General features: G+C 73.1%; 25 protein-coding genes. 15 read left to right on the forward strand and 10 right to left on the reverse strand.

Translation table 11 applies throughout. The features are described from left to right. Positions 1 to 72 precede the first annotated feature (72 nt). The 4 genes from IEZ20_RS35505 (at position 73) to IEZ20_RS35515 (ending at position 2,650) form a co-directional block, all read left to right on the forward strand. Positions 73 to 1,215, forward strand: coding sequence for a family 2 encapsulin nanocompartment cargo protein polyprenyl transferase (locus IEZ20_RS35505; protein ID WP_189306476.1), 1,143 nt, complete (start codon positions 73 to 75; stop codon positions 1,213 to 1,215). Between the two features lie 170 nt (positions 1,216 to 1,385). Then, positions 1,386 to 1,970: a dihydrofolate reductase family protein gene (locus tag IEZ20_RS35510; RefSeq protein ID WP_189306478.1), complete on the forward strand. Its 585-nt coding sequence runs from the start codon at positions 1,386 to 1,388 to the stop codon at positions 1,968 to 1,970. A 26-nt stretch (positions 1,971 to 1,996) separates the two neighbouring features. Further along, the gene (locus tag IEZ20_RS40170) at positions 1,997 to 2,308 is read left to right on the forward strand and encodes a hypothetical protein (protein WP_229896426.1); all 312 of its coding nucleotides are present in this window, start codon (positions 1,997 to 1,999) and stop codon (positions 2,306 to 2,308) included. A 9-nt stretch (positions 2,309 to 2,317) separates the two neighbouring features. After that, positions 2,318 to 2,650: a DUF952 domain-containing protein gene (locus IEZ20_RS35515; RefSeq protein WP_189306480.1), complete on the forward strand. Its 333-nt coding sequence runs from the start codon at positions 2,318 to 2,320 to the stop codon at positions 2,648 to 2,650. A gap of 12 nt (positions 2,651 to 2,662) precedes the next feature. On the opposite strand, the gene IEZ20_RS35520 is transcribed toward IEZ20_RS35515, so the two are convergent. From IEZ20_RS35520 to IEZ20_RS35530, 3 genes are all read right to left on the reverse strand, one after another. Then, the gene (locus IEZ20_RS35520) at positions 2,663 to 3,403 is read right to left on the reverse strand and encodes a VOC family protein (RefSeq protein ID WP_189306481.1); all 741 of its coding nucleotides are present in this window, start codon (positions 3,401 to 3,403) and stop codon (positions 2,663 to 2,665) included. A gap of 73 nt (positions 3,404 to 3,476) precedes the next feature. Further along, positions 3,477 to 3,893 (reverse strand): VOC family protein, encoded by a 417-nt coding sequence (locus IEZ20_RS35525; protein WP_189306483.1) that lies wholly within the window; start codon positions 3,891 to 3,893, stop codon positions 3,477 to 3,479. Between the two features lie 34 nt (positions 3,894 to 3,927). Next, positions 3,928 to 4,329, reverse strand: coding sequence for a helix-turn-helix transcriptional regulator (locus tag IEZ20_RS35530; protein ID WP_189306485.1), 402 nt, complete (start codon positions 4,327 to 4,329; stop codon positions 3,928 to 3,930). A 239-nt stretch (positions 4,330 to 4,568) separates the two neighbouring features. On the opposite strand from IEZ20_RS35530, the gene IEZ20_RS35535 reads away from it, so the two are divergent. Beyond that, the gene (locus IEZ20_RS35535) at positions 4,569 to 4,877 is read left to right on the forward strand and encodes a trypco2 family protein (protein WP_189306487.1); all 309 of its coding nucleotides are present in this window, start codon (positions 4,569 to 4,571) and stop codon (positions 4,875 to 4,877) included. Further along, complete coding sequence (locus tag IEZ20_RS35540) at positions 4,874 to 9,343, forward strand: trypsin-like peptidase domain-containing protein (RefSeq protein ID WP_189306489.1); 4,470 nt, start codon at positions 4,874 to 4,876, stop codon at positions 9,341 to 9,343. Before IEZ20_RS35535 ends, IEZ20_RS35540 begins: the two co-directional genes overlap by 4 nt. A gap of 149 nt (positions 9,344 to 9,492) precedes the next feature. Here the strand turns inward: IEZ20_RS35540 and sodN are convergent, their stop codons facing one another. Next, complete coding sequence (sodN, locus tag IEZ20_RS35545; RefSeq protein WP_030339082.1) at positions 9,493 to 9,888, reverse strand: superoxide dismutase, Ni; 396 nt, start codon at positions 9,886 to 9,888, stop codon at positions 9,493 to 9,495. A gap of 145 nt (positions 9,889 to 10,033) precedes the next feature. On the opposite strand from sodN, the gene sodX reads away from it, so the two are divergent. Beyond that, positions 10,034 to 10,468, forward strand: a complete 435-nt coding sequence (gene sodX / locus IEZ20_RS35550; RefSeq protein WP_189306622.1) for a nickel-type superoxide dismutase maturation protease — start codon at positions 10,034 to 10,036, stop codon at positions 10,466 to 10,468. Here sodX and IEZ20_RS35555 read toward each other — a convergent pair. After that, the gene (locus tag IEZ20_RS35555; protein WP_189306491.1) at positions 10,372 to 11,001 is read right to left on the reverse strand and encodes a CGNR zinc finger domain-containing protein; all 630 of its coding nucleotides are present in this window, start codon (positions 10,999 to 11,001) and stop codon (positions 10,372 to 10,374) included. The two genes, sodX and IEZ20_RS35555, sit on opposite strands and share 97 nt — an antisense overlap. 100 nt (positions 11,002 to 11,101) lie before the next feature. Here IEZ20_RS35555 and IEZ20_RS35560 point away from each other — a divergent pair, with 100 nt between their 5' ends. Continuing rightward, entirely contained in the window at positions 11,102 to 11,860 is a 759-nt protein-coding gene (locus IEZ20_RS35560) for a class I SAM-dependent methyltransferase (RefSeq protein WP_189306493.1), read from the forward strand. Positions 11,861 to 12,049: 189 nt separating this feature from the next. Here IEZ20_RS35560 and IEZ20_RS35565 read toward each other — a convergent pair whose 3' ends face one another. Genes IEZ20_RS35565 through IEZ20_RS35575 form a run of 3 tightly spaced genes read right to left on the reverse strand, consistent with a single transcriptional unit; the run spans position 12,050 to position 14,784 of the window. Then, the gene (locus tag IEZ20_RS35565) at positions 12,050 to 12,802 is read right to left on the reverse strand and encodes an amino acid ABC transporter ATP-binding protein (RefSeq protein ID WP_189306625.1); all 753 of its coding nucleotides are present in this window, start codon (positions 12,800 to 12,802) and stop codon (positions 12,050 to 12,052) included. A 50-nt stretch (positions 12,803 to 12,852) separates the two neighbouring features. Beyond that, entirely contained in the window at positions 12,853 to 13,788 is a 936-nt protein-coding gene (locus IEZ20_RS35570) for an amino acid ABC transporter permease (protein WP_189306495.1), read from the reverse strand. Between the two features lie 36 nt (positions 13,789 to 13,824). Then, complete coding sequence (locus tag IEZ20_RS35575) at positions 13,825 to 14,784, reverse strand: ABC transporter substrate-binding protein (protein ID WP_189306497.1); 960 nt, start codon at positions 14,782 to 14,784, stop codon at positions 13,825 to 13,827. Between the two features lie 567 nt (positions 14,785 to 15,351). On the opposite strand from IEZ20_RS35575, the gene IEZ20_RS35580 reads away from it, so the two are divergent. From IEZ20_RS35580 to IEZ20_RS35595, 4 genes are all read left to right on the forward strand, one after another. Then, positions 15,352 to 16,575, forward strand: a complete 1,224-nt coding sequence (locus tag IEZ20_RS35580; RefSeq protein ID WP_189306499.1) for an NAD(P)-dependent malic enzyme — start codon at positions 15,352 to 15,354, stop codon at positions 16,573 to 16,575. 193 nt (positions 16,576 to 16,768) lie between these two features. After that, positions 16,769 to 17,734, forward strand: coding sequence for a zinc-binding dehydrogenase (locus tag IEZ20_RS35585; RefSeq protein WP_189306501.1), 966 nt, complete (start codon positions 16,769 to 16,771; stop codon positions 17,732 to 17,734). A 155-nt stretch (positions 17,735 to 17,889) separates the two neighbouring features. Then, positions 17,890 to 18,099: a helix-turn-helix domain-containing protein gene (locus IEZ20_RS35590; protein ID WP_189306503.1), complete on the forward strand. Its 210-nt coding sequence runs from the start codon at positions 17,890 to 17,892 to the stop codon at positions 18,097 to 18,099. Next, positions 18,099 to 18,677 carry a Clp protease N-terminal domain-containing protein gene (locus IEZ20_RS35595; RefSeq protein WP_189306505.1) on the forward strand — a complete coding sequence of 193 codons (579 nt, stop codon included), beginning with the start codon at positions 18,099 to 18,101 and terminating at the stop codon, positions 18,675 to 18,677. Before IEZ20_RS35590 ends, IEZ20_RS35595 begins: the two co-directional genes overlap by 1 nt. 114 nt (positions 18,678 to 18,791) lie before the next feature. On the opposite strand, the gene IEZ20_RS35600 is transcribed toward IEZ20_RS35595, so the two are convergent. Both IEZ20_RS35600 and IEZ20_RS35605 read right to left on the reverse strand, forming a co-directional pair. Continuing rightward, entirely contained in the window at positions 18,792 to 19,871 is a 1,080-nt protein-coding gene (locus IEZ20_RS35600) for a PadR family transcriptional regulator (protein ID WP_189306507.1), read from the reverse strand. A 1-nt stretch (position 19,872) separates the two neighbouring features. Beyond that, positions 19,873 to 20,895, reverse strand: coding sequence for a DUF4097 family beta strand repeat-containing protein (locus IEZ20_RS35605; RefSeq protein ID WP_189306509.1), 1,023 nt, complete (start codon positions 20,893 to 20,895; stop codon positions 19,873 to 19,875). Positions 20,896 to 21,257: 362 nt separating this feature from the next. On the opposite strand from IEZ20_RS35605, the gene IEZ20_RS35610 reads away from it, so the two are divergent. The 3 genes from IEZ20_RS35610 to IEZ20_RS35620 all read left to right on the forward strand — a co-directional run bounded on the left by IEZ20_RS35610 (position 21,258) and on the right by IEZ20_RS35620 (position 24,301). Then, positions 21,258 to 21,437, forward strand: a complete 180-nt coding sequence (locus tag IEZ20_RS35610; RefSeq protein WP_003992906.1) for a DUF6104 family protein — start codon at positions 21,258 to 21,260, stop codon at positions 21,435 to 21,437. Between the two features lie 93 nt (positions 21,438 to 21,530). Beyond that, on the forward strand, positions 21,531 to 21,941 hold the full coding sequence (locus tag IEZ20_RS35615; RefSeq protein ID WP_229896427.1) for a CU044_2847 family protein: 411 nt from the start codon (positions 21,531 to 21,533) through the stop codon (positions 21,939 to 21,941). After that, positions 21,938 to 24,301, forward strand: coding sequence for a VMAP-C domain-containing protein (locus IEZ20_RS35620; RefSeq protein WP_229896428.1), 2,364 nt, complete (start codon positions 21,938 to 21,940; stop codon positions 24,299 to 24,301). Before IEZ20_RS35615 ends, IEZ20_RS35620 begins: the two co-directional genes overlap by 4 nt. Positions 24,302 to 24,487: the final 186 nt, after the last annotated feature.

Consider the following 24,487-nt stretch of genomic DNA (forward strand, 5'->3'; position numbering starts at 1 on the left):
GGGTAGGCCCTTCGGGTATGCGTCCGGCAAGGCCGGTGACGCCGGCCTGCGCGGACCTGGCGAGGGGGAGGCATGGCCGAGTTCATGACGGAGACCGAAGGACGTTCCACCGCTGTGCCGCGTCCCGGCACGGCGGGGGAGGCGCGGAAGAGGGCCGGGGGAGGCGCCGGCCCGGCCGACGCGCAGGAGGCGGCGGCACTGCTGGAGCGCACCCGGGCCCTGGTCGACCCGGAGCTGCGCGCGGCCGTGGAGTCGCTGCCCGGCGCCATGCGCCGGATCGGGCTGTACCACTTCGGCTGGCAGCACGCCGACGGCAGCCCGGCGGCGGGCAACGCGGGCAAGGCGATCAGGCCGGCACTCGTGCTGGCCGCCGCCGCGGCGCTCGGCGGACCGGCGGCCCGTACGGCGGCGGTCCGTGCCGCGGCGGCGGTCGAGCTGGTCCACAACTTCACACTGCTGCACGACGACGTGATGGACCGGGACACCACCCGCCGGCACCGGCCGACGGCCTGGGCCGTGTTCGGTGACGCCGGCGCGATCCTCGCCGGGGACGCCCTCCAGGCGCTGGCCCTGCGGCTGCTCGCCGAGGACCCGCACCCGGCCTCCGTCCCGGCCGCGGCCCGGCTCGCGGCCTGTGTCGTGGAGCTGTGCGAGGGGCAGCACGCCGACTCCGACCTGGAGCAGCGCGCCCCGGACGCGGTCGGCCTGGACGAGGTGCTCGCCATGGCCGAGGCCAAGACCGGTGCCCTGCTGGGCTGCGCCTGCGCGCTCGGCGCGCTGTACGCGGGCGCCCGCGAGGAGGACGTGGCCGCGCTGGACGGCTTCGGCCGCCAGGCCGGGCTCGCCTTCCAGCTGATCGACGACGTCATCGGGATATGGGGGGACCCGCGGCACACGGGCAAGCCGGCCGGCGCGGATCTCGCCGCCCGCAAGAAGTCCCTGCCGGTGGTGGCGGCGCTCACCTCCGGCACCCCGGCGGCGGCCGAACTCGCCGCGCTGTACGCGAGGCCGTACCGCGTGGAGGAGGCGGAGCCCGGGGAGATCGCGCGCACCGCCCTCGCGGTGGAGCGGGCCGGCGGCCGGGACTGGGCGCAGGCCGAGGCGGCCGACCGGATGGCCCGGGCCATGCAGGAACTGGCCCGCGCGGTTCCCGATCCCGAGGCGGCGGGCGGTCTGCTGGCCCTCGCCGAGTTCGTGACCCGGCGCACCAGCTGACGGCCGCCCGTCCCGGCGGCCGAGAAGACCCCGGAGTCCCCGGCCCGTGCGGCTCCTGACCCCGCACGGTCACCGGGGGCTCCGGCCTGTCCCGGCAAACCCCTTGCACCACGACAGTTGGAGTACTACAAATGGACCACTACAGCTGGAGCGAATGAAAAGAGACCCGCTTGCGCAAGCTCTCGTACGTCGTCGCCTGCTCGCTCGACGGATTCATCGGCGACGAGCACGGAGACGGCTCCGCGATGTACCGCTTCCTGGACGAGGAGTTCCTGGCCTACCTCAGGACGGAGCTGCCGGACGCCCTGCCCACCCACATCCGCAGGACGTTCGGCATCGACGACCTGGAGAACAAGCGTTTCGACACGGTGGTCCAGGGCCGGGCCAGCTATGAGGTGGCCCTGCGGGAGGGCATCACCAGCCCCTACGGCCACCTGCGCGAACTCGTCGCCTCCCGCACCCTCGGCGCCTCGCCCCATCCGAACGTCGAGATCGTCGCCGACGACCTGACCGGCCGCGTCCGCGCGCTGAAGGCGGAGGACGGCGGGCTCGACATCCTCCTGTGCGGCGGCTCGCGGATCGCCGGAGCGCTGCTCGAGGAGATCGACGAGCTCGTCATCAAGAGCTACCCCCTCGTCTACGGCAAGGGCATGCCGATGTTCGGCACCGGTCTGGACCTCAAGGAGTTCACCCTGGAGTCCCTGCGCACCTTCGACAACGGCGCGCTGGTGCGGACGTACGGCAGGAAGCGCTGAGGTTCCCGCCGACCTACCCTGAGGGCATGGACCGCGAGGAACATGTCTGCCGCGTCTGCGGACAGCCCGTCGAGACGGTCGTCAGGCGCCACAAGACCCTGGGGGCCTGGGTGCCGGTGTGGGGCCCCGGTCCGTGCCGCAACCCGGACTGCCCGGCGTCCGCCGAGTCCGACCGGTCCGCCGAGTCCGGCCGGTCCGCGGAGTCGGGTCGGTCGGCCGAGTCGGGCCGGTCCGCCGAGTCCGGGCGGCCCGGGTCCGGGCGGCCGGGGGATCCGTCGGCGGCGGGCGCCCGGGAGCCCTCCGAAAACCGGTGGGACGGTGGGGCGGGAGCACCGTAGCGTGGGCGCATGCCGAAGCTTCCGTACATCGTCCACATCACCGAGCGCTCCCTGTGGGAGGCGGCGCGCCAACGCGGCGTGTACGAGATGTCCACCCGGGGCCGCACGCTCCAGGAGGAGGGCTTCATCCACTTCTCCACCCGCGACCAGCTCCCGCGCATCGCCGAGTTCCTCTACGGCGGTTACGACGGCCCGGACCGGCTGGTCGTCCTGGTCGTGGACCCGGCCCGGGTCGGGGTGCCGGTGAAGTACGAGTCCGCCGAGCCGGGCGGGGAGGAGTTCCCGCACGTGTACGGGCCCGTGCCGGTCGAGGCCGTGGTGGACGTGGAGAGCTGGGGATGACCCGGGGATGACCTATCCGGCGCCGGCCGGCAGGCCGCCCGTCTTCGGGTCGCGGCCGGTCAGGCAGTACGTGCCGCCGGCCGGGTCGCGCATCACCGTCCAGTGCGCGCCCTCCCGTACGGCGAGGGCGCCCAGTTCCTCGTGCCGGGCGCGGACCGCGGCGATGTCCGCGCAGGCGACGTCCAGGTGCGCCGAGGCCGGGCGCTCCTCGTCCAGCCGCTGGAGCAGCAGCCGGTGCGGCAGGCCCGCCGGCGGTCGCAGCACGGCGAACTCCGGCCGGGAGCCCGCCCGCAGGTCCCACCCGGTCAGCCGGGCCCAGAACGCGGACTCGGCGTCGTACCGGGACGGCGGGATGTCGAGGCACACCTGGTCCAGGCGGCTGCCGGACACCACCGGCGGCCGTACCGCCTCCCCGTGCCAGGGGACGGAGCAGAACAGCTGCCCGCCGGGGGAGCGCAGTACGGCCCAGTCGCCGTGGTCGGCCACCGGTTCGGCGCCCAGGTGCCGGGCGAGCGCGGTCAACTCCCGTACGTCGTCGGTGCACAGGTCGAGGTGGGCGCCGCCCTCGCCCCCGGTGACGCCCTGGAGCTTCACGCCCGGGTCCGCGCCCTCGGGCAGCAGCGTCACGAACTCGCCGCCGTCGCCGCGGAACGCGGACAGCCGGGTGCCGGTGGCGGCCGTCCAGAAGGCGCACGCGTCGGCGAGACGCGCGGCGGGGCGGTCGGCGAAGGCGTAGGTCCAGCGGATCCTCATCCGGGGAGTGTAGTTGGGCACATCACGGCGGCCGCAGGGATGTCAGCCCGCCGGCCGCTCCAGGAAGGTGATGTCAGCCCGCCGGCCGCTCCAGGAAGCGGAGCTGGTTGCCCGCCGGGTCCCGGAAGGCGCAGTCGCGGACCCCGTACGGCTGGTCCATCGGCTCCTGGAGGACGTCGGCGCCGGATTCCCGCACCCGCTCGTAGAGCGCGTCGCAGTCGGGCGTGGTGAAGATGACCCCGCGCAGCAGGCCCTTGGCGAGGAGTTCGTTGAGCGCCTGCTTGTCCGCGGGGGAGGCGTCCGGGCTCGCGTCCGGCGGCTCCAGGACGATCTCCACGTCCGGCTGGAGGGGGGAGCCCATGGTCACCCAGCGCATCCCCTCGAAGCCCACGTCGTTGCGCACCTCCAGGCCCAGTACATCGCGGTAGAAGGCGATGGCCTTGTCGTGGTCGTCCACGGCGAGGAAACACTGCGCGAGTTTCACGTCCATGGACCCACCCTAGGACCGGCGGGCGCGTCGCGCCTCAGTACGGGCGGCGGCGCGGCCGGGTCAGCCGGCGGGCCACGCAGGGCGGGATGGCGGCGCTCTCCTCGTGGTCGCGGGCGCGGTAGGCGCTCGGCGTCTCCCCGACCAGCTCGGTGAACCGGGAGCTGAAGGAGCCGAGCGAGGTGCAGCCGACGGCGAGGCACACCTCGGTCACGGTGAGATCGCCCCGGCGCAGCAGCGTCTTGGCCCGCTCGACCCGGCGGGTCATCAGATGGCTGTACGGCGTCTCCCCGAACGCCTTGCGGAAGCTGCGCTGGAAGTGCCCCGGCGACATCAGCGCGTCACGGGCCAGCTCGGTCATGTCGAGCGGCTCGGCGTACTCACGGTCCATCCGGTCGCGCACCCGGCGCAGCCGTCTCAGGTCCTCCAGTGCGGTCATCCCCCCAGCCTCGCACAGGACCGCACACCACGGTCCCCGCGTTCGACGGAGCGGTTGCCTCCGGATGTCCGGGCCGCGGACCGCCCCGCTCGCCCGGGGAGGCAGCGAGGGCGGCGGACGGAGAGCAAGGACCGGGCAGGGTGCGACAGTTCGGCACCTCCGGCCCGAATGCTCAGTATCCTCGAAGAGGGCCGGCCGTCACGGGCTGTCGCCGGGTCCAGGGCCGTCGAGGGGGACGCATGATCGACCTGTCCGACATGATCCGCACGCTGCGGCACGAGTTGAACGCCGCCATCAGGGACGGCGAGGGCGATCCCCTCCGGTTCGAGCTGGGGCCGGTGGAGATAGAGACGACCGTCGCCGTGGAGCGCGAGGCGGGCGCGGGCGGCAAGGTGCGCTTCTGGGTCGTCACGGCGGAGACCGAGGGCAGGCTCGCCGGGGCCACGACGCAGCGGATCACGCTCACCCTGCACCCCAAGGTCGTCGCGGCGGACGGTACTCCCACCAGGACGCTGATATCCGGCACCGCGCTCCCCGGTGAGCGTTGACGGGCGTCTCGGCGGGCGGCGCGGCCGGCGGCGTCGGGCTCCAGAAGGAACGGGTCGCCCAGATCATCGTGGAGCCGCCGGACGGCGGGCCGGGCGACGGTGAGCGGAGCAGCGCCTCCCGCGGTTCGGGCTACCTCGTCGCGGCGGCCACGGTCCTGACCGCGGCGCACGTCGTGCGCGACGTGACCCGGGTACGCGTCCGGCTGCCCTCCGACCGGCCCGAGGGGCGGGAGTTCACGGCCAACGTGAGGTGGCGGCACGACGGCATCGACATCGCCGTGCTCACCCTGGTGGCGCCCGACCGCGCGCGGATCGAGGTGGCGCCCACGCCGCTGGGCCGGGTCGGCGAGCACGACCGGCCGCTGCCGTGCAGCGCGGTCGGCTACCCGCTCTACAAGATGCGCGACGACCCGGCCGGCAGGTACCGCGATGCCGCGCACCTGCACGACACGACCTGCGCACCGCTGTCCAACAGCCGCGGCGGGACCCTGGAGCTGAACGTCCCGGTCCCGCCGGCCGGTCCCGGCTCCGCGCAGTCGCCCTGGGAGGGCATGTCCGGCGCCGCCGTGTTCAGCGGTGGCCGGATCGTCGGTGTCATCGGGCAGCACCACGCCTGGGAGGGGCCGGGGCGGCTGGACGCCGGGCACGTCGGCCGGTGGGCCGAACTGCTCGGCCGTGACAGCGGGGACGGCAGCGCGGCAGAGGGCGGCGAGGCCCTGCTCCGCGACCTGGAGGCCCTGCTCCGCCAGAGCCTGCGCCACGCCGACCTGCCGGACGTGGTGCCGCAGGCGGCAGGTCCCCGGCGGCTCCCGCGCGGCGTCCGTCCGCACGCCCAGGTGCTCGCCCGCAGCGTCCACGGCAAGAAGTACCTGACGGACGACCAGCTGCTCTTCGTACGGCCCCGGGGCGGGAGGCACCCGGCCGACCCGCACCAGCTGTGGAGCCGGCTGTCGGGCGGTACCCCGCGGGCCGTGCGCGGTGTCATGCTCGTCGGCCAGGCGGGCACCGGCAAGACCCGCACCTGCTTCGAGGTCGCGGCCCGGGCCGACGGGGAGGGCTGGTCCGTGTTCCACGCCGGCGTGGGCGCCGCGGTCACGGCCGAGGACCTCGTCGACGTGGTGCGCGGGGTGCCCGGCAGGAAGGTGCTGTTCGTCTTCGACTACCTCGACACCTACGCGGAGCTGAACCTGACGCACCTCGCCAACGACCTGGAGTACCTGGCGGAGTGGGAGGCACCGGGCACGCGGGTCGCCTGCGTGGCCTCCGTGCGTCCGGGCGCGCTCCCCGCCGTGGAGCGGCAGAATCCGGAGTGGCACCGCGTCTTCGACCCGCCGCAGGAGGTGTGCCAGGACCCGGACCACCAGCAGGCCGTCGCAGAGCGGATCCTGGACAGAGTCGCCGGCGGCGCGGTGGACCAGTACGGCAGACGAAACGTCGCGGCGCTGTGCGGGCGGCGGCCCGTACCGGCCGTGGTGCTGATGCGGGGCCAGGAGATCCAGTCGGCCGTGCGCGAGGGCGCCACGCTGCAGCAGCTTCAGAACGGCGCCGGGCGGCACGAGTACGCCCCGCTGACGGTGTGGACCCGGCAGCGCGCGGAGGCGGACCTCGCCACCCTCCCCGGCGAGGCCGAGACGACGCGGCTCGCCTCGGCCGTGGCGGCGGCGGCCTGCCCTCAGGACCGCCAGGCCGTGCAGGACGCCGTCCGGTACCTCCTGGACCACCACGACGGCCCCGCCCTCGCCACGGGCGCCAAGGGAGTGATCGACGGCCTGCTGGACCGGGGATGGCTGGTTCTGCCCGACGGCGAGAGCGGCGAGATCGACGTCATGCACGACGTCGTCACCGACGACTACCTGCGCCAGGCCTGCTTCCGGGACGACTGGTTCCGGGCCGAGACGGTCCAGGAACTGCTCTCGGCCTTCCTCGTCAGCACCCGCACCCTGCACCTGGCCGCGGGCCACCTGCGCCGATGGGTGACCGACCTCGACGAGGGGCGGCGGGCCCAGGTCCGGACCGTCTGCGACGGCTGGCTCGACGCGCACGCCACGACCCTCGGCGAACGGCTGAGCGCCGCCGCGGAACGGGTCGAGGCCGGCGCCACCCTGCTGACCCTGCTGACCGGTCCGCCCTGGCAGTCCGGTGCCGCCGCCGCGTGGGACCGGCTGGTGGCGCCGTGGCTGCGGGCCGCCGAACGGGAGGCCCCGCACCTCGTACGCAACCTGTTCGCCGCCGCGATCCGCAACACGGCCGACGCCGTCCCCGAGCCGCTGGCCACCGCGGCCGTGGCGTGGCTGCGCCGCAACCGCGACGCGCCCGACGCCCGCGCTGTCGCCGAGTCCCTGGTCCGCGCGAACGGTCTGCCGGACCCCGTGCGCACCGCGGCCGTGGCCGAGGCGGTCGAGTGGCTCGCCACCCACGGTGTCGCGCCGCGCCACCGGCCCGTCTTCGCGGCGCTGCTCGACCGGGACGACCTCGCCCCGGCCGTGCGGGAACGCGTCCTCGACCTGGGCCTGGCCGGCATCCGCCGGTACCTTCCCGTGGCGGCCACGGCCCACGTGCTGCGGACCGTCCTCACCCTGCGGGACCTGCCGCACCTGGGCGGGGACCGGCTCCTCCGCGTCGTCGACCTGGCCCACCAGTGGCTCGCCGCCCACCCGGAGGAGCGGATGGCGTCGTACGTCCTGCCGTCCCTGCTCGTACGGACGGAGGTGGACACGCCACGGCGCACACGCGCGATCGAACGGGCGCTGACCTGGCTCGGGGCCCGTGGGACGGACCCGATCGCCAGCTTCGTCCTGCGGCAGGTGCTCGATCACTCGGACCTGTCGGCCGACGCCGCCGCCCGGGCGGTGGACTGCGCCCTGCGATGGCTGCGGAGCAACGACACGGCCCCGGACGCGTCCTTCGTGCTCGGTCCGCTGCTGGTGCTGTGCGGCCGGGAGCAGACCCGGCATCCCGCCTGGGACACCGCCTGGACCACCAGCGCGGTGGAGCACGCCCTCGTCTGGCTGGACCGGGACGACCACGGCACGTCCGAGCGGGCCGCCTATGTCGTCTGGCCCCTGCTCGACCAGCGCTCCCTCCCGCGGGGGACGAGGGGCTACGTCAGTGAATGGGCCCTCGCCTGGCTCGGTGTCCACGGCGAGAGAGAGCAGGCCCGCCCGGTGCTCTCGGCGCTGCTCGGCCTGCCCAGCGAGGAGCCGTACCAGCACGCGCGGCTCGCCTGCGCGTTCGCCCTCGACTGGCTGGAGGACCACCACACCACCAGGAAGGCCTCCTACGTCCTGAGCTCCCTGCTCAGCCACATTGTGCTCCGCGGGGAGCGGGCCGAGGAGGCCGCCCGGTACGCCCTGGACTGGCTCGACCGCCACGCGACGGACGACGCCGCGTCCGAAGCCGTCTCGTTCGTGCTCAAGTCCCTGCTCACCAAAAGAGACCTCCCCGCGGAGCAGACCAGGAAGGCCGTCGGCGTCGCCCTGGACTGGCTCGAACCGCGCCACACCGAGCAGGTGGCGCGGTTCGTCCTCGGCGCCGTCCTCCCGCACGCGGGCGAGGACGGGGACGACCGGGCCGCGGCCTTCGCCCTGGCCTGGTCGGCCGGTGACCACGGCGGCGCCGCCAATGCCGCGTACGTCCTCGGCCCGCTGCTCGCCCGCAAGGACCCGGACCCGGATCCGGACCGCGCGGGCCGGCTCGTCGCGCTCGCGGTGCGGTGGCTGGAGACCCACCGCGACACCCGGGAGGCCAAGCTGGTCGTCTGGCCCCTGCTGGCCCAGCGCGGACTCGACGCCGACCAGCGCCGCCTGGCCGCCGAAGTCGCCCTGCTGCGTGCGGCGGCGAGCCCGGAGGAACTGGACCAGCGTCGCCTCGCGTCGCTCGCCCAGCTGGGCCCGCTGCCCCCCGAGCAGGGCGCCGCCATCGCCGACCACGTCCTGGCCCGCCTGGAGGACGAGAGCGCGGCCCAGGCGCTGCTGCCGTACGCCCTGTGGCGGCGGGACATCCGCGGCGACCAGGCCGACCGGCTGGTGGACCGGGCCCTGGAGCTGCTCGCCGCCGACCCCACCCTGCACCGGCGACGGGTCCTGCTGCGCGCCCTGCTGGCTCGGCCCGACCTCGACACCGGCCGGGCCGCGCAGGCGGCGGCACGGGCGCGGACGTGGCTGGCGGGCCGGATCACCTCCTCCCAGGCCGGCCGCATCCTGCAACCGCTCCTCGCCCGGCACGACCTGAACCCGGCCGACGGCCACCCCGGCCCCACGACGGCCACCCTCACCCTGGACTGGCTCGCCGCCCAAGACACCCACTACTACGCCGGCGACGTCCTCCTGACCGCCCTGAGCCGCCCCGACCCGAGCCCCGCCCAGACCCGGGCGTACGCGGCCCACGCCCGCACCTGGCTCACCACGGCCGACCCCGGGGACGAGAGGGTCCCCCGGCTCAGGGCCCTGCTGCCGCCGGGGGGCTGACGCGCCGGCCGGCCCGGTGCGGCCGGACAGGAAAAAACCGCACCCGGGCCGCCGTGGACGCCGTGCTCGGCGGCCTGCGGACCGGGTGCGGTGCGGTGCAGGAGACGCTGCCGGTCAAAGGACCTGCAGGTCAGAAGGCGGCTGGAAGATCAGGCCTTCTTGGTCTCCCAGAAGATCTTGTCGATCTGGGCGATGTAGTCCAGGGCCTTCTGGCCCGTCGCCGGGTCGGTGGACGCCTTGGCGGCCGACAGGGCCTTCAGGGCGTCGTTGACCAGCTGGTGCAGCTCCGGGTACTTCTCGAAGTGCGGGGCCTTGAAGTAGTCGCTCCAGAGCACGGAGACGTGGTGCTTCGCCAGCTCCGCGCGCTGCTCCTTGATGACGGTGGCGCGTGCCTGGAAGTGGGGGTCGTCGTTACCGGCCATCTTCTCCTGGACGGCCTTCACCGACTCCGCCTCGATGCGGGCCTGGGCCGGGTCGTACACGCCGCAGGGCAGGTCGCAGTGGGCGCTGACCTTGACCTTGGGGGCAAACAGGCGGGAAAGCATGGAGCATTCCTTCCTCGTGATCGTCTTCTCAGGTGCGACATTACTCCCTGAGGAAGGCGATTTCTCGGGTGCCCCCTAGGGCTTAGGACAAAAGTCCAGGGTGAGACTGAGACTGGTGGAGGAACGGACCGGGGAGGTGCCGGGGATGCCGGAGCTGTCGCAGGAGACCGAACGGGGGAGGGCCGGGGCGCCCTTCGGGATCGCGGAGGTGACGGGGCCGTCCATGGTGCCCACGCTGCACCACGGCGACCAGCTGCTGGTGCGGTACGGGGGTGCGGTCAGGCCCGGTGACGTCGTGGTCCTGCGCCATCCGTTCCAGCAGGACCTGCTGGTGGTCAAGCGGGCCGTGGAGCGGCGCGAGGGGGGCTGGTGGGTGCTCGGGGACAACCCGTACGCCGGCGGGGACAGCACGGACTACGGGGTGGTGCCCGAGGAGCTGATCCTGGGCAAGGCGTGGCTGCGGTTCCGGCCGCTCGGGGCCGGTCAGCGCTCGCCGCTGACGCTGCTGCGCTGGGCGCTCTCGGCGGCGAGGCCGCTGCTGCCCGACCGGTCGGCCTCCAGGCGCTTGCGGGCCCGGTAGGCGGCGACGTTGGCGCGGGTGGCACAGCGGTCCGAGCAGTAGCGGCGGGAGCGGTTGGTGGAGGTGTCCAGGTAGGCGTTGCGGCAGGGGGCCGCCTCGCACAGGCCGAGGCGGTCGACGCCGTACTCGGTGAGGTGGAAGGCCAGGCCCATCGCCGCGATCGCCGCGTAGCCCGCGGTGGCGTTGGACGGGTGGTCGGCCAGGTGCATGTGCCACAGGGGGCGGCCGTCCTCGTCCCGGAAGTCGTGCCCGGAGATCTGCGGGCTGACCGGGAACTCCAGCAGGAGCGAGTTCAGCAGGTCCACGGCCAGGGTCTCGTCGCCCTTGTCCGCCGCCTCGAAGACCCCGCGCAGCCGCGCCCGGACGGAACGGAAGCGCGTGACGTCCGCGTCGGTGGCGCGGCGGGCCGCCGACGCGTTGTCGCCGAAGAGGTCGCGGACGGCCTCGACCGTGGTCAGGGTGTCCTTGCCCCGGGCCGGTTCCTCGCTGTTCACGAGACGTACGGCGTAATCCGAGTAATAGGCCAGTTCCACTTGTAGTCCTTACGGGGGCGCATTATCGTCGGGTCTGCGGTCGGGTAACAGCCGGTCGTGCTTCCAGGGTATTACTCGAATCGAGGGGAGTCGGACGTCCATGACCACGAGTGCCGGAACCGACTGGGCGGCCTGGCAGGAGAGCTGGGACCGGCAGCAGGAGTGGTACATGCCGGACCGCGAGGAACGCTTCCGGATCATGCTCGACATGGTCGAGGCGCTCGTCGGTACGGCCCCGCGCGTCCTCGACCTGGCCTGCGGCACCGGCAGCATCACCGCCCGGCTGCTGAGCCGCTTCCCCGGGGCCACCAGCACCGGCGTCGACCTCGACCCGGCGCTGCTCGCCATCGCCCAGGGCACCTTCGAGGGCGACGACCGGGTCGTTCTCGTCACCGCCGACCTCAAGGACCCGGACTGGCCGGCGAAGCTGCCGTACGACTCGTACGACGCCGTACTGACCGCGACGGCCCTCCACTGGCTGCACAGCGAACCCCTCGCGACCCTCTACGGTCAGGTCGCGGAGCTGGTCCGCGACGGTGGTGTCTTCATGAACGCGGACCACATGATCGATGACACCACGCCCCGGATCAACGCGGCCGAGCGCGCCCAGCGTCACGCCCGCATGGATCAGGCCAAGCGCGACGGCGCCCTCGACTGGACCGACTGGTGGCAGCTGGCCGCCCAGGACCCGGTCCTCGGCGAGCCGACCGCCCGCCGCTTCGAGATCTACGGCGAGCACGCCGAGGGCGACATGCCGCCGGCCGCCTGGCACGCGCGCGTCCTGCGCGACAAGGGGTTCGCCGAGGCCCGCCCGGTGTGGTGCTCGCCCTCCGACACGCTGCTGCTCGCCCTCAAGTAGCCCCGCAGGCGCGAGGAGAACGGCAATCCGAGCCCCAGCTGCCGCCCTGGCGGCACGAGGGGAGAGGCGTGACCGGAGCGGCATGACCGCAGCGGCGTGACGGACGCGGCATGACGGAAGCGGCATGACGAAGGGCGGTACGGAGAGCCGTACCGCCCCTTCGTCGTCGTGGCGCCGGCGCGCGCTCGGTCAGAGCACCTTCGACAGGAAGGACTGCGTCCGCTCGTGCTGCGGGTTCGTCAGGACGTCCCGCGGGTGGCCGGATTCCACCACCACACCGCCGTCCATGAACACCAGGCTGTCGCCCACCTCGCGGGCGAAGCCCATCTCGTGCGTGACGACGACCATGGTCATGCCGGACTCGGCGAGGTCCCGCATGACGTCCAGCACGTCACCGACCAGCTCCGGGTCCAGGGCCGAGGTCGGCTCGTCGAACAGCATCAGCTTCGGCTCCATCGCCAGGGCCCGGGCGATCGCCACGCGCTGCTGCTGGCCACCGGAGAGCTGGGAGGGGTAGTGCCCGGCCCGGTCGGCCAGGCCCACGCGCTCCAGCAGCTGCATCGCGTGCTCCCGGGCCTGCGTCCGGTTCACGCCCTTGACCTGCACCGGCGCCTCCATGACGTTCTCCACGGCCGTCATGTGCGGGAACAGGTTGAAGCGCTGGAAGACCATGCCGATGTCCCGGCGCTTCATGGCGACCTCGCGGTCGCGCAGCTCGTACAGCTTCTCGCCCTGCTGGCGGTAGCCGACCAGTTCGCCGTCGACGTACAGCCGTCCGGCGTTGATCTTCTCCAGGTGGTTGATGCACCGCAGGAAGGTCGACTTGCCGGAGCCGGAGGGGCCGATGAGGCAGAACACCTCGCCCGGCTTCACCTCCAGGTCGATGCCCTTGAGCACCTCGACGTGGCCGAAGGACTTGTGGACGTCCTCCGCCTTGACCATCGGGACGCCGCTCCCCCGGGGGGTGTCCTGCGTCTTGTCCAGCTTGTCGGTCATGCCATGCCTCCACTAGGACGGCCCAGAGAGAGCATGTTCGTCTTCACCTTCTGCCACGGCGTCGGCGGCAGCTGACGGCTGGAGCCGCGCGCGTAGTACCGCTCGATGTAGTACTGGCCCACGCTCAGCACCGAGGTCATGATCAGGTACCAGGCCGCGGCGAGGAAGTACATCTCCACCGGGGCGCCGGAGTTCTGGCCGATGTCCTGGGCGTAGCGGAACAGCTCGGGGTACTGGACGGCCGCCACGAGCGAGGTCGTCTTCAGCATGTTGATCACTTCGTTGCCCGTCGGCGGCACGATCACCCGCATCGCCTGCGGGATGACCACCCGGCGCAGCGTCTTGCCGTGGCTCATGCCGAGCGCGTGGGCGGCCTCGGTCTGGCCCTCGTCCACCGCGAGCAGGCCCGCCCGGCAGATCTCGGCCATGTACGCCGCCTCGTTCAGACCCAGGCCGAGCAGCGCCGTCAGCAGCGGCGTCATGAAGTTCGACCAGTAGTCCTTGTAGAACGGCATCAGGTTGATGTACTCGAAGACCAGGCCCAGGTTGAACCAGAGGAACAGCTGGACCAGGACCGGGGTGCCGCGGAAGAACCAGATGTAGAACCAGGAGATGGACGAGGTCACCGGGTTCTTCGACAGCCGCATCACCGCGAGCACGATGCCGCCGACGATGCCGATCAGCATCGAGAGCACCGTCAGCAGCAGGGTCTTGCCCACACCGGTCATGATCCGGTCGTCGAAGAAGTAGTCCGGTACCGCGTGCCAGTTGATCCTGCCCTGGCCGAACGCGTAGATGATCGCGACGAAGAGCGCGATCGCGATGACGGCGGAGACGTACCGCCCGTAGTGCCGGACCGGGATGGCCTTGATGGCCTCCGCGCCGGCCGGGGGCGTGTCCTTCGGCCCCGCCGTCTTGTCGATGTCAGTCACGGGTATTGCCTCTCGGTGGCCGCTGGCTGCCGCGGGTCACTTGCCGCCGTTGATCACGGACTGCTTGACGGCGCCGTCCTGGGCGCCCCACTTCTCGAGGATCTTCTGGTACTCGCCGTTCTTGATGATCGCGTCCATCGCGGCCTGGAGGGCGTCGCGCAGCTGCGTCTCCGTCTTGGAGACCGCGATGCCGTACGGGGCCGCCTCGACCTGGTCGCCGACGATCTCGAAGTCCTTGCCGCCGCCGGAGGTCTTCACCGCGTACGCGGCCACCGGGAAGTCGGCGGACACGGCGTCCGCGCCGCCCGAGCGCAGCCGGGTCTGGGCCTGCTGGTTGTCGTCGAAGGCCTCGATGGCGAGCTTCTTGCCGCTCGGACACTTCTTGGCCTGCTGCTTGGCCAGGTCCTCCGAGGTGGTGCCGCGCTGCACGGCGAGCTTCTTGCCGCACAGGTCGTCCCAGGTCGTGATCCCCCTGGTGTCGCCCTTGCGGGTGTAGATCGAGACACCGGCGGTCAGGTAGTCGACGAAGTCGACGCCCTCGCCGACCTTCTTGCCCGTGTCGGGGTCGACGCCCTCCTGACGGTTCTTGTTGTCCGTCATCGCCGACATCGCGATGTCGTACCGGTCCGAGCGCAGACCGGTGAGCAGGGCGTCGAAGGTGCCGTTCTGGAACTCGAAGGTCACCCCGAGCTGCTTGCCCAGCGCCTCCGCCAGGTCCGGGTCCAGGCCGACGACCTTGCCGGCGGAGTCCTTGTACTCCACGGGGGCGTAGGCGATGTCCGAACCGACCCGGATCTTGCCCTTGCTCCGGATCTCCTGCGGGAGCTTGTCGGCGAGCGGCGCGCTGCTGGTGGACACGCCGCCGGAGTCGTTGTTCTTGTCCTTGGTCTGGTCACCGCAGCCGGTGAGCAGCAGGGCCCCTGCGACCGCGATCGCACCGGCCGCGGCCAGACGGGAGCGCGCAGCGGTCGTACGACGGGTGGAGCTTGCGGTCATCGTGGTTCCTCCGGCGGATGCGAAGAGTTGCCGATGGGTCGACGGAAACACACACCTTCGGGTGTCGCGACCTCGTGGGTTTACGGCATCTTGCCATTCGGACTACGCCATTCAGGCGAGTCGCTATGTCAAAATCGGATAACGGGTGACCCCCGAACCGCATCAGGTCGGTACATCCTTGGTCCGTCACCGCCGAACATCTACGGGAATCCAGCGTTCCAGCCGGAAAATCTTCGGCGTGTCTCACTATGTGGTCACTCTTCCCCCCGGGCCCCATCGGTCGTCCTTGGGCGTTTTCGCGCCGTTCCGGCCCGTCGGCCGCGCGTCACCCGCGTGTCGCTTTCCGGTTCCTGGATGTGACCTTGCACCTAATGGACTCGTCCTGGGCACCGTCCGTCCGGTAAGAAGGTTCTTTACACCCCTCATCCGGGGCTCAGGGCGCGTGTGCGGCGCGCCCGTCGCGTATGAGCTCGTACGTATCCGCAATCGAGCCGTACGCGGTGCCCGCCCACCCCTCACCAGGAGTGGTCGACCCTCAAACCATGCATACCTAAGGGGTAAAACAAAGTGGCAGCGGAGATCGTCAATCCTCGCAGCGACGGCACGACGGACCAGGACGGCGGGGCCGAGCCCCTCGATTCCTTCGATCCGGTGTTCGCCCTGCACCGCGGCGGCAAAATGGCTGTGCAGGCCACCGTGCCGGTCCGTGACAAGGACGACCTTTCCCTCGCGTACACGCCCGGTGTCGCTCGCGTGTGCACCGCGATCGCGGAACAGCCGGAGCTGGTCAACGACTACACATGGAAGTCGAGCGTCGTCGCCGTCGTCACCGACGGTACGGCCGTGCTCGGACTCGGGGACATCGGTCCCCAGGCCTCCCTCCCCGTGATGGAGGGCAAGGCGATCCTCTTCAAGCAGTTCGGCGGTGTCGACGCGGTGCCGATCGCGCTCGACTGCACCGACGTCGACGACATCGTCGAGACCGTCGTCCGGCTCGCTCCCTCCTTCGGCGGAGTGAACCTGGAGGACATCTCGGCGCCCCGGTGCTTCGAGATCGAGCGCCGGCTCCAGGAGCGGCTGGACATCCCGGTCTTCCACGACGACCAGCACGGCACGGCCGTCGTGACGCTCGCGGCGCTGCGGAACGCGGCCCGGCTGAGCCGGCGCGAGATCGGGCAGCTGCGGGCCGTCATCTCGGGCGCCGGCGCGGCCGGTGTCGCCATCGCCAAGATGCTGGTCGAGGCCGGCATCGGGGACGTGGCGGTCGCGGACCGCAAGGGCGTCGTGTCGGCCGACCGGGAGGACCTGACCCCGGTCAAGCGCGAACTGGCCGGCTTCACGAACAAGGCCGGCCTCACCGGCTCGCTGGAGGACGCCCTCGCGGGCGCGGACGTCTTCATCGGCGTCTCCGGCGGTACGGTCCCGGAGGAGGCCGTGGCCTCCATGGCCGAGGGCGCCTTCGTGTTCGCGATGGCCAACCCGAACCCGGAGGTGCACCCCGACGTCGCGCACAAGTACGCGGCGGTCGTCGCCACCGGACGGTCGGACTTCCCGAACCAGATCAACAACGTGCTGGCCTTCCCCGGGATCTTCGCGGGCGCGCTCCAGGTGAGGGCCACGCGGATCACGGAGGGCATGAAGATCGCCGCGGCGGAGGCGCTGGCCGCGGTGGTCGGCGACGACCTCGCCGCCGACTACGTGATCCCGTCGCCGTTCGACGAGCGGGTCGCTCCGGCCGTCACCGCCGCGGTTGCCGCCGCCGCCCGGGCCGAGGGCGTCGCCCGTCGCTGACGTCGCGCCGAACGGCCCCGCCCCTGTGGGCGGGGCCGTTCTGCTGCCCGGCCGCCCTCCGAACGGGTGAGGGCGAGGCGCTCCCCGGCGCGTCGGCGCGGTGCTGCGCCGCACGGGTGCCGTTGCGCAAGAGGGCATGTGTCACAGGGGACCCTGGTTCCGCCGGCTGCACCGTGCACCTATCGTCGGCACCATGTTCGCTGTCTACGCCGCCCGAATCGACCGCGACCAGCCGCTCACCGGCCTCGAGTTGGGGGAGCGTCCGGCTCCCGAGGCCCGTCCCGGCTGGAGCACCATCACGGTGCGGGCCGCTTCCCTCAACCACCACGACCTCTGGTCCCTGCGGGGCGTCGGCCTCCCGGAGGACCGGCTGCCGATGATCCTCGGCTGCGACGCCGCCGGGGTCGACGCGGACGGCAACGAGGTCGTCCTGCACTCCGTCATCGGCCAGACCGGCCACGGCGTCGGCCCCGACGAGCCGCGCTCCATCCTCACCGAGCGCTACCAGGGCACCTTCGCCGAACAGGTCGCCGTGCCGACGTGGAACGTCCTGCCCAAGCCGAAGGAACTGTCCTTCGCCGAGGCCGCCTGCCTGCCGACCGCCTGGCTGACCGCGTACCGGATGCTGTTCACCAACGCCGGTGTACGGCCCGGGGACTCGGTCCTCGTGCAGGGCGCGGGCGGCGGTGTCGCGACGGCCGCGATCATCCTCGGCAAGGCGGCCGGACTCCGGGTCTTCGCCACCAGCCGGGACGAGGCCAAGCGGAAGCGGGCCCTGGAGCTGGGTGCGGTGGAGGCCGTGGAGCCCGGGGCGCGGCTGCCGCAGCGGGTGGACGCGGTCATCGAGACCGTGGGCGCCGCCACCTGGTCCCACTCGGTGAAGTCCCTGCGGCCGGGCGGAACGCTCGTCATCTCCGGTGCCACCAGCGGCGACCGGCCCTCGCACGCGGAGCTGACCCGGATCTTCTTCCTCGAACTGAAGGTGGTCGGCTCCACCATGGGCACCAAGGACGAGCTGGAGGACCTGCTGGCCTTCTGCGCCGCGACCGGGGTGCGGCCCGTCATCGACGAGGAACTGCCGCTGGACCGGGCCCGCGAGGGCTTCGAACGGCTGGCGTCCGGGGAGCAGTTCGGGAAGATCGTGCTCACCCATTCCTGACCTGCCCGATCCGGACCCGGGTTCCTCGGGAGCCGGGCCGGGAGTTCGACCGGGAGTGGGGCCGAAAGGCGGGTCCGGGACACGGGCCCGCCTTTCGCTTGCGCTGCCTGTCAACTTTGGTTGACGGATCCGGCGCGTCAACCTAGATTGACATCATGAGTGAGGCAACCGATCTCGCCGAGCGCGCCGGTGACCGGGATCCGCGGGTCGGACTGCGGGCCGTGGCCGCGCTGCGCCGGCTGCTGGAGCAGCTGGAGGCGGTACAGGTGCGCAGTGCGCGCCATCAGGGCTGGTCGTGGCAGGAGATCGCCGCGGAGCTGGGTGTCAGCAGGCAGGCCGTGCACAAGAAGTACGGGAGGCGTTGATGTTCGAGCGGTTCACCAAGGACGCCCGGGCGGTGGTCACGGGCGCGGTCGAGAAGGCGTGGAGCGGTGGGGCGAGGACGGTCGACGCCGAGCATCTGCTGCTGGCCCTCCTCGACGGCGAGGGCAGCCGGGCCTCGTTCGCGCTCGCCGCGCTCGGGCTCGCGGAGCCGGGGGAGCGGGAGCCGGTACGACGGGCCGTGCGCGAGGCGCGGCGGCGGGCCGGGCTGACCCGGGCCGACACGGAGGCTCTGGCGGGGCTGGGGATCGATGTGTCGGAGATCGTGGCACGGGTGGAGGAGGCGCACGGGCCCGGTGCGATGTCCGGCGACCTGGAGCGGCGAGGGCGGCTCCAGGGGCGCCGGCCTGCCTTCGGCCGGGCTGCCAAGGAGGTGCTGGAGAGGTCCCTGCGGGTCGCCCTCGCCCGGCACGACCGGCGTATCGGCGACGAGCACCTGCTGCTGGCGTTGACGGTGGTGCCGGGGGTGGCGGGGGAGGTGCTGGCCGACCACGGGGTGACGTTCGAGTCGGTGACGAGGGTGTGCCCACCCGCCCAGGCGGCTCGCCCGGCAGGACGGTGAGCGGGCGGGGCCGGTGTGGGCGGAGCCGGTGTGGGCGGGGGTGAGCGGTTGGTCCGGACGGTCGGCTCGCTCGGCTGGAGGGCGGGCGGGGTCCGGGCCGGCGGGGGCGGTGGGTCAGCGGGCGGGGGTGTGGAGCAGGGCCGCGATGCGGGCGGCCGCTGTGGACAGGTGCTGCCGGGCCTCGCTCAGCTGGGCGGGGGTGACGCCGTGGTCGCGGGCCGCGTCGCGGATGCCGTCGCGGAAGCGGTCCAGGAGGCGGTCCAGATCGCGGGCCGGGTCGCCGGTGGACTCCTCGTGGGCCCAGGAGGGCTCGTAGCCGGCGGGGAAGTCCTTCGGGGGCGAGGTGTAGTGAACGCCTGAGGCGGGGCCGGGGGTCTCGTCGGCGGGACGGGCGAAGTCCCGGTCCCTGCCGGACTCCTTGCCGAGGTTGTTCCCGGCATCCTTCCCGAAGTCCTTGCCGAACTCGCCGAACTCCCTGGCCAGCTCCGTCAGGCCCTCGCGGAGGCCGGTCGGCCAGTCGCCGCGGGTGAAGTGGTCCTGGACCCGGTCCTGGACGCGGCGGGCGATGCGCTGGATCTCCTCCTGCGCCTGCGCCCGCGCCCGAGCCTGCGCCTCCTGGGCCTGGCGGCGGGCCCGCTGGGCCTCCTCGCGGGCCCGGCGGCTCTCGTCCTTCGCGCGCCGTGCCTGTTCCTTCCACTCCTGCTTGACCCGGCGCATCTCCTCCTTGGCGGCCTTCCAGGCCTCCTTGTCGTCCGGCTCGCCGTACTCCCCGTGAGGGGGCTCGCCCCCGGTGTCCTTCGTGCCCCGGCGGGCCTCGGAGGCGGCGGCGCGCACCTCGCGGCGCAGGTCGCCGGCCGCACCGCGCACGTCGGCCCTTATCTCGGCGGCCAGTTCCGCGACCGACTCCCGGATCTCCAGCTCCAGGTCGGCCAGCTCGCCGCTGCGGTCGGCCAGTTCGGCGCGGCCGGCGTCCGTGATGGCGTACACCTTGCGGCCGCCCTCGGTGGTGTGCCGGACCAGGCCCTCCGCCTCCAGCTTGGCCAGGCGGGGGTAGACCGTGCCGGCCGAGGGGGCGTAGAGCCCCTGGAAGCGCTCCTCCAGGAGCCGGATCACCTCGTAGCCGTGACGCGGGGCCTCGTCGAGCAGCTTGAGCAGGTACAGGCGGAGGCGGCCGTGGGCGAAGACGGGAGGCATGTCAGAGCACCTTCGTGTCGGTCGTGCCGTCGGCCGGGGCTCCGCCGGCACCGGGGGCGTCGGGGGTGCCGGTGGCAGCGGTCGCGTCGGAGGCGGTGGGGTTCCGGCCGGAGACGGAATTGTCTCCCGGGGCGGCCGAGGGGCGGCCGGGCGGGTGGGGTGCGCCGGGGGCCGGGGGCTTCGGGTGCCCGGTCTCCCCGGGGGTGCTCTCCTCGTCGTCCCGGGGCGGGCGGCGCAGCAGGGCGATCGAGCCGGAGACGGTGGTGGCGCGCAGCTTGCCGGTGCCCGCGCCGAGGCGTCCGGTGATCTTGTGGGCGCCCCACCGGCCGTGTACCCGCAGTCCGTCGAAGGCGTTGGAGATCGTGCCGCTCGCCGTGTTCGCCTCCACCTCGGCGTCCGCCGGGTGCGGGAGGCGGATGGCGATCTCGCCGGAGACGCTGGTGAGGCCGATGTCCGTGGGGCCGTCCGGGTCGAGGTCGACGATCATGGAGCCGCTGACGGAGTCGGCGCGTACGGAGGTGCCGGAGCCCTCGACCACGGTGAGGTCGCCCGAGATCGAGTGGAAGTGGAGGTCGCCGGTGACCGCCTGGGCCTCCACGTTGCCCGAGACGGTGTCCGCGCGGACGGGGCCCGAGAGGCCGACGAGGGTGGTGTCGCCGGTGACGCCCTTCACCGCGGCGGGGCCGCGGATGCCGGAGAGGACCGCGGTGGCGCCGACGACGCCCACCTCCACGCGGGTGCCGGTGGGGACGGCCAGGGAGACGACGGTGGTGCGGCGCCAGCCGTTGGGATCGAGCCACTTGAGGAAGCCCTTCCAGGGGAGGTCCTCGTAGGCGACGGTGAGGGTGCCGTCGCGTTGGGTGACCACCAGGGGTGGGCCCTCCAGGTCCGAGACCTCCAGGCGGGCGGGGCCGTCGTCCGTGCCGACCACGTTGACCGTGCCGTTGACGATGCGGACGTGGAGGTCTTGGACGGGGCTGTCGAAGGTCAGCTTCCGGGGTTCGGTGACGGACCACTCGGACATGGGGCCTCCTCGGTCGGCCGGTCACGGTGCTCGAGGACACGCCATATCGCGTCCCGCTGTAAACACGATATATCGCGGATGGGTGAAGTCAAGACACTCGTTCGGGGAGGGGGAGGGGGAGGAGGCGGGGAGGGCTTCGTGCGCGGGCGCTGCTTCCGGACGTGCGGCGCTGGGAGGTGGTGTTCGGGGATGCGCCGGCGTGGGGCGGGGTGTGCGCGGGGGTGGTGGCCGGAAGTCCCGGTGGCACGAATGCCCGCGGCTCCGGCGGCGTGGCTGCCCTCCGTGGGCAGGGGCACGGTGGCGGGCGCATACGCTGGGGGGAGTTGTTGGCAGGCTGTTGTTCATGCAGGAGACGTGGCCCTATGTACTTCACCGACCGCGGTATCGAGGAGTTGGAGAAGCGGCGTGGCGAGGAAGAGGTCACCTTTGAGTGGCTCGCCGAGCAGCTGCGGACGTTCGTGGACCTGAACCCGGACTTCGAGGTGCCCGTGGAGCGGCTGGCGACCTGGCTCGCGCGGCTCGACGACGAGGACGACGAGTAGGTCCTGGGCGGATGGTCGCCTTGTCGTATCGACCCCTCCCTCTCCCCCTTCCCGGGAGTTAGCCTTCTCCTCCCATCGGCGAACGGGGGCGTCATGGCTGGAGGAGTCGAACGGGTGCGTCTGGACGACGGGACCGTCGTCTGGGCCAGGATCAGTGCCGCCGAGGAGGAGGCGCTGGACGAGGGCGGCTACTGGGACACCGGACTCGGCGACCGGGTCATCGACATGGCGGGCGGACTGGCCGGCACGGTCGGGGGCGTCGTGCGCTCCCTGCGCGCCGGTCTGGACACACCGGCCCCCGTCGAGGTCTCCGTCAGCTTCGGAATCGAACTGACGGCGCAGTCCGGCAAGATCGTCAGTGCCATCGCCGAGGGCGGCGGCACGTCCTCCCTCACCGTGTCCCTGACCTGGACCGAGCCCGCCACGGCGGCGGGCGGCACGGATCCCGCGGAGCCCGGCGGCGGTGTCGTACCGCCGCGGTCCGCTGCCCCCGGCGCCGTATGAGCGCCTACGACGAGATGGTGCGCCCCTCGCTCGCGCGCATCGGCGCGCCGGGTGACGGGTATGCAACGGACCGTGACTCGTACTGGGGGTCGGGGTTCTTCGTGGCCCCGGGTTGGCTGTTGACCTGCGCCCACGTCGTGGGAAAGGGGGGAGCCGCGGTGTGCCGAGGGGACAGCGCCCTGAGCGTGACCTGGCAGGAGCGCACCGCCGCCGGCGCCCCGGAGCCGCGCACCGGCACCGGGACCGCCGTCGTCGTCGCGCCCCGGCCCGCGGGCGCGCAGCCGGCGCGTGACCCCTGGCCCTTCCCCGACCTCGCCCTCGTCCGCGTGACCGGCGCCGACGACGTGCGCTGCCTGTGGCTCGGCGACCGGGAAGCGACCCCGCGCACGCCCGTCGGGCTCTACGGCTGGTCGGTGCAGACCGGCGAGCTGGGCGTCCGGCACGGCACCGGCGAGCTGGCCGGATCCGACGCACGCGCCCTGCTGCTCGCCGGGAGCCTGCCGGTCGGCGGGCTGTCCGGCGGGCCGGTGCTCGACCTGCGGCACGGCTCCGTCATCGGCGTGATCAAGGGCCGCCGGCGGGAGGAGGGCGTCGCCGTCCCGGTCACCGCGCTCTACGAACTGCTGGACTCCCGCGAGGCGGGACGCACGGTCCGCGAGGTGCTGCGCGCCCACGATCTCCATCACGCGAGCCTCCTCGGCACCTCCTCGCCGTACCCCGGCTGGACCGCCTTCCAGGCCGCCCTGCCCGGTCACCCGCCCTCCGGCTCCGCGGTCACCGCCGAACTGCGCACCCGGCTCTACGGCCATCTCGCCCAGCTGCCGCCACCGGCCGGAGCCGGCGAGGTCGTCCATCTCGTGGAGGACGTCAAGGCACAGGTGCGCGGCGAGCGCCTGCCGGCGCTGGTGCTGCCGCACGTGCGGACCTGGCGCGAGGGCGCCGCGCTGCTGTACGGCCTGCGCACGCTGGATCCCGGCGGCGGCGGAACGCTGGTCGACCTGGACGCCGTACTGCTCTACGCCGCCCGCGTGGCCCGCCGGACCGCCCGCGAGCCCGCCGCGGACGTGGACGCGGGGCATCTGCGGGCCTTCGCCGACTGGATCGCCGGACAGGCCGCCGGTCACCGGCACTGGGCCGTCGGCGAGGCCATCCGCGCCCTGCTGGAGGGCACGGCGGGGGTCTCACCGCCCCTCGTGCCCGCGGTGAACGGCGCCGTCGACGTACCCGCCCCCGCCGGCCTCGTCGAGGTGCCCCCTCCCGTCGAGTGCGTCGCGGGGACGCCGTTGCCCACCGAGCCCGCCCGAGCGCCGCTCCAGGCCGCCGGCGCCACCGTGACGCCTCCCGTGGCCACCCCTGTGCCCGTACCCGACGAAGCTCCTCTCCCCGTATCCGGTGAAGCTCCTCCCTCCGTGTCCGGGGAAGTCCCACTCCCCGACACCCGCACCGACGTCCTCGTCAGAGTCGGCCCGGCCACCTACGGCCGGCACCCCTGGAGCGTGCAGCTGGTCTACGGCGGGCGGGACGTCACCCCGGTCGCCGGGGACGATCTGGGCGTGCGGGCCGAGGAGTTGGCGCAGGTGCTGCGGGAGCCGCTGGCGCAGGCGCTGTGCCAGGGGGACCACGGGGAGCATCTCGCCGCGATCGAGGTGTTCCTGCCCCGCAGGCTGTTCGACCTCCCGGTGGACGACTGGCAGTTGCTGCCCGACACCCGCCTCGCCGGAGAGGACGACGCGGACGACGCGGACGACGAGGACGACGAGGACGACGAGGACGACGACTTCCTGGACGAGCGGTCCCTGCCGCTCGGGATGCGGCGGACCGTCGTCATCCGGGAGGTCCGGCGCAACGGCCTGCCGCCCTCCCCGGAGTGGCGCCGGCGCTGGAAGGCGGTCCGGTGCGGGCCGCTGGCGCACGGGACGCTGCACGGCCGGCCCGCCGCCGAGGGGCATCCGCCGGGGGCCGGGTCCGGGGGCAAGTACCCGTACTACGGCGCACTGTCGGCGATGAGCGACACGTCCGTCCCCGTCTACTGCGGTCCCGTCGGCAGCGGCGAGGGCTACGCGGCGATGCAGGACGCGCTGCGCTCCGGGCACTCGGTGGTCCTGTGGCGCCGCGACCGGCATGATCACGGCGAATGCGGGGACTTCCACCAGCAGGCCGCGGCGCTGCTGGGACTCGCCGGGCGGGCGGACGGGCTGCACGGACCCGTCCGTGACCTGCGGATCCGCCTGGCCGACCCGGACACCGCCCGGGCGCACGGCCTGTGCGGGAAGATCGCCGTGCTGTTCGACCCGCCGGACCGGTCGCCGTACGGGACGGAGAGCATGCGGCCGCCGCCGCTGGCCGCGCCCGGCGGCTGACCGCCGGTGCCCCGCCGTCCCGGTGGACACGCCGGCGACTCCGTCAACTCGACCGAGCCGTACGGACGTTCGCCGGAGGCCGGGAAGGGGCGCCGGGCCCCGCGAACCCCGGCGGGCGCGGCCGGCGGGCGGTAGCCTCGTACGTCGGACGGCCGGGCCCGCTGCATGATCACCAGAGCCGGGAGG

The organism is Streptomyces cinerochromogenes (assembly GCF_014648635.1).
Taxonomy (GTDB): Bacteria; Actinomycetota; Actinomycetes; order Streptomycetales; family Streptomycetaceae; genus Streptomyces; species Streptomyces cinerochromogenes.

Excerpts from the sequence above, each read along its gene's own strand:
- IEZ20_RS35505 (WP_189306476.1), top strand. The coding sequence starts at position 73 with ATGGCCGAGTTCATGACGGAGACCGAAGGACGTTCCACCGCTGTGCCG.
- IEZ20_RS40170 (WP_229896426.1), top strand. The coding sequence starts at position 1,997 with ATGGACCGCGAGGAACATGTCTGCCGCGTCTGCGGACAGCCCGTCGAG.
- IEZ20_RS35515 (WP_189306480.1), top strand. The coding sequence starts at position 2,318 with ATGCCGAAGCTTCCGTACATCGTCCACATCACCGAGCGCTCCCTGTGG.
- IEZ20_RS35520 (WP_189306481.1), bottom strand. The coding sequence starts at position 3,403 with ATGAGGATCCGCTGGACCTACGCCTTCGCCGACCGCCCCGCCGCGCGT.
- IEZ20_RS35525 (WP_189306483.1), bottom strand. The coding sequence starts at position 3,893 with ATGGACGTGAAACTCGCGCAGTGTTTCCTCGCCGTGGACGACCACGAC.
- IEZ20_RS35530 (WP_189306485.1), bottom strand. The coding sequence starts at position 4,329 with ATGACCGCACTGGAGGACCTGAGACGGCTGCGCCGGGTGCGCGACCGG.
- IEZ20_RS35535 (WP_189306487.1), top strand. The coding sequence starts at position 4,569 with ATGATCGACCTGTCCGACATGATCCGCACGCTGCGGCACGAGTTGAAC.
- sodN (WP_030339082.1), bottom strand. The coding sequence starts at position 9,888 with ATGCTTTCCCGCCTGTTTGCCCCCAAGGTCAAGGTCAGCGCCCACTGC.
- sodX (WP_189306622.1), top strand. The coding sequence starts at position 10,034 with ATGCCGGAGCTGTCGCAGGAGACCGAACGGGGGAGGGCCGGGGCGCCC.
- IEZ20_RS35560 (WP_189306493.1), top strand. The coding sequence starts at position 11,102 with ATGACCACGAGTGCCGGAACCGACTGGGCGGCCTGGCAGGAGAGCTGG.
- IEZ20_RS35565 (WP_189306625.1), bottom strand. The coding sequence starts at position 12,802 with ATGGTCAAGGCGGAGGACGTCCACAAGTCCTTCGGCCACGTCGAGGTG.
- IEZ20_RS35575 (WP_189306497.1), bottom strand. The coding sequence starts at position 14,784 with ATGACCGCAAGCTCCACCCGTCGTACGACCGCTGCGCGCTCCCGTCTG.
- IEZ20_RS35585 (WP_189306501.1), top strand. The coding sequence starts at position 16,769 with ATGTTCGCTGTCTACGCCGCCCGAATCGACCGCGACCAGCCGCTCACC.
- IEZ20_RS35590 (WP_189306503.1), top strand. The coding sequence starts at position 17,890 with ATGAGTGAGGCAACCGATCTCGCCGAGCGCGCCGGTGACCGGGATCCG.
- IEZ20_RS35595 (WP_189306505.1), top strand. The coding sequence starts at position 18,099 with ATGTTCGAGCGGTTCACCAAGGACGCCCGGGCGGTGGTCACGGGCGCG.
- IEZ20_RS35600 (WP_189306507.1), bottom strand. The coding sequence starts at position 19,871 with ATGCCTCCCGTCTTCGCCCACGGCCGCCTCCGCCTGTACCTGCTCAAG.
- IEZ20_RS35605 (WP_189306509.1), bottom strand. The coding sequence starts at position 20,895 with ATGTCCGAGTGGTCCGTCACCGAACCCCGGAAGCTGACCTTCGACAGC.
- IEZ20_RS35610 (WP_003992906.1), top strand. The coding sequence starts at position 21,258 with ATGTACTTCACCGACCGCGGTATCGAGGAGTTGGAGAAGCGGCGTGGC.
- IEZ20_RS35615 (WP_229896427.1), top strand. The coding sequence starts at position 21,531 with ATGGCTGGAGGAGTCGAACGGGTGCGTCTGGACGACGGGACCGTCGTC.
- IEZ20_RS35620 (WP_229896428.1), top strand. The coding sequence starts at position 21,938 with ATGAGCGCCTACGACGAGATGGTGCGCCCCTCGCTCGCGCGCATCGGC.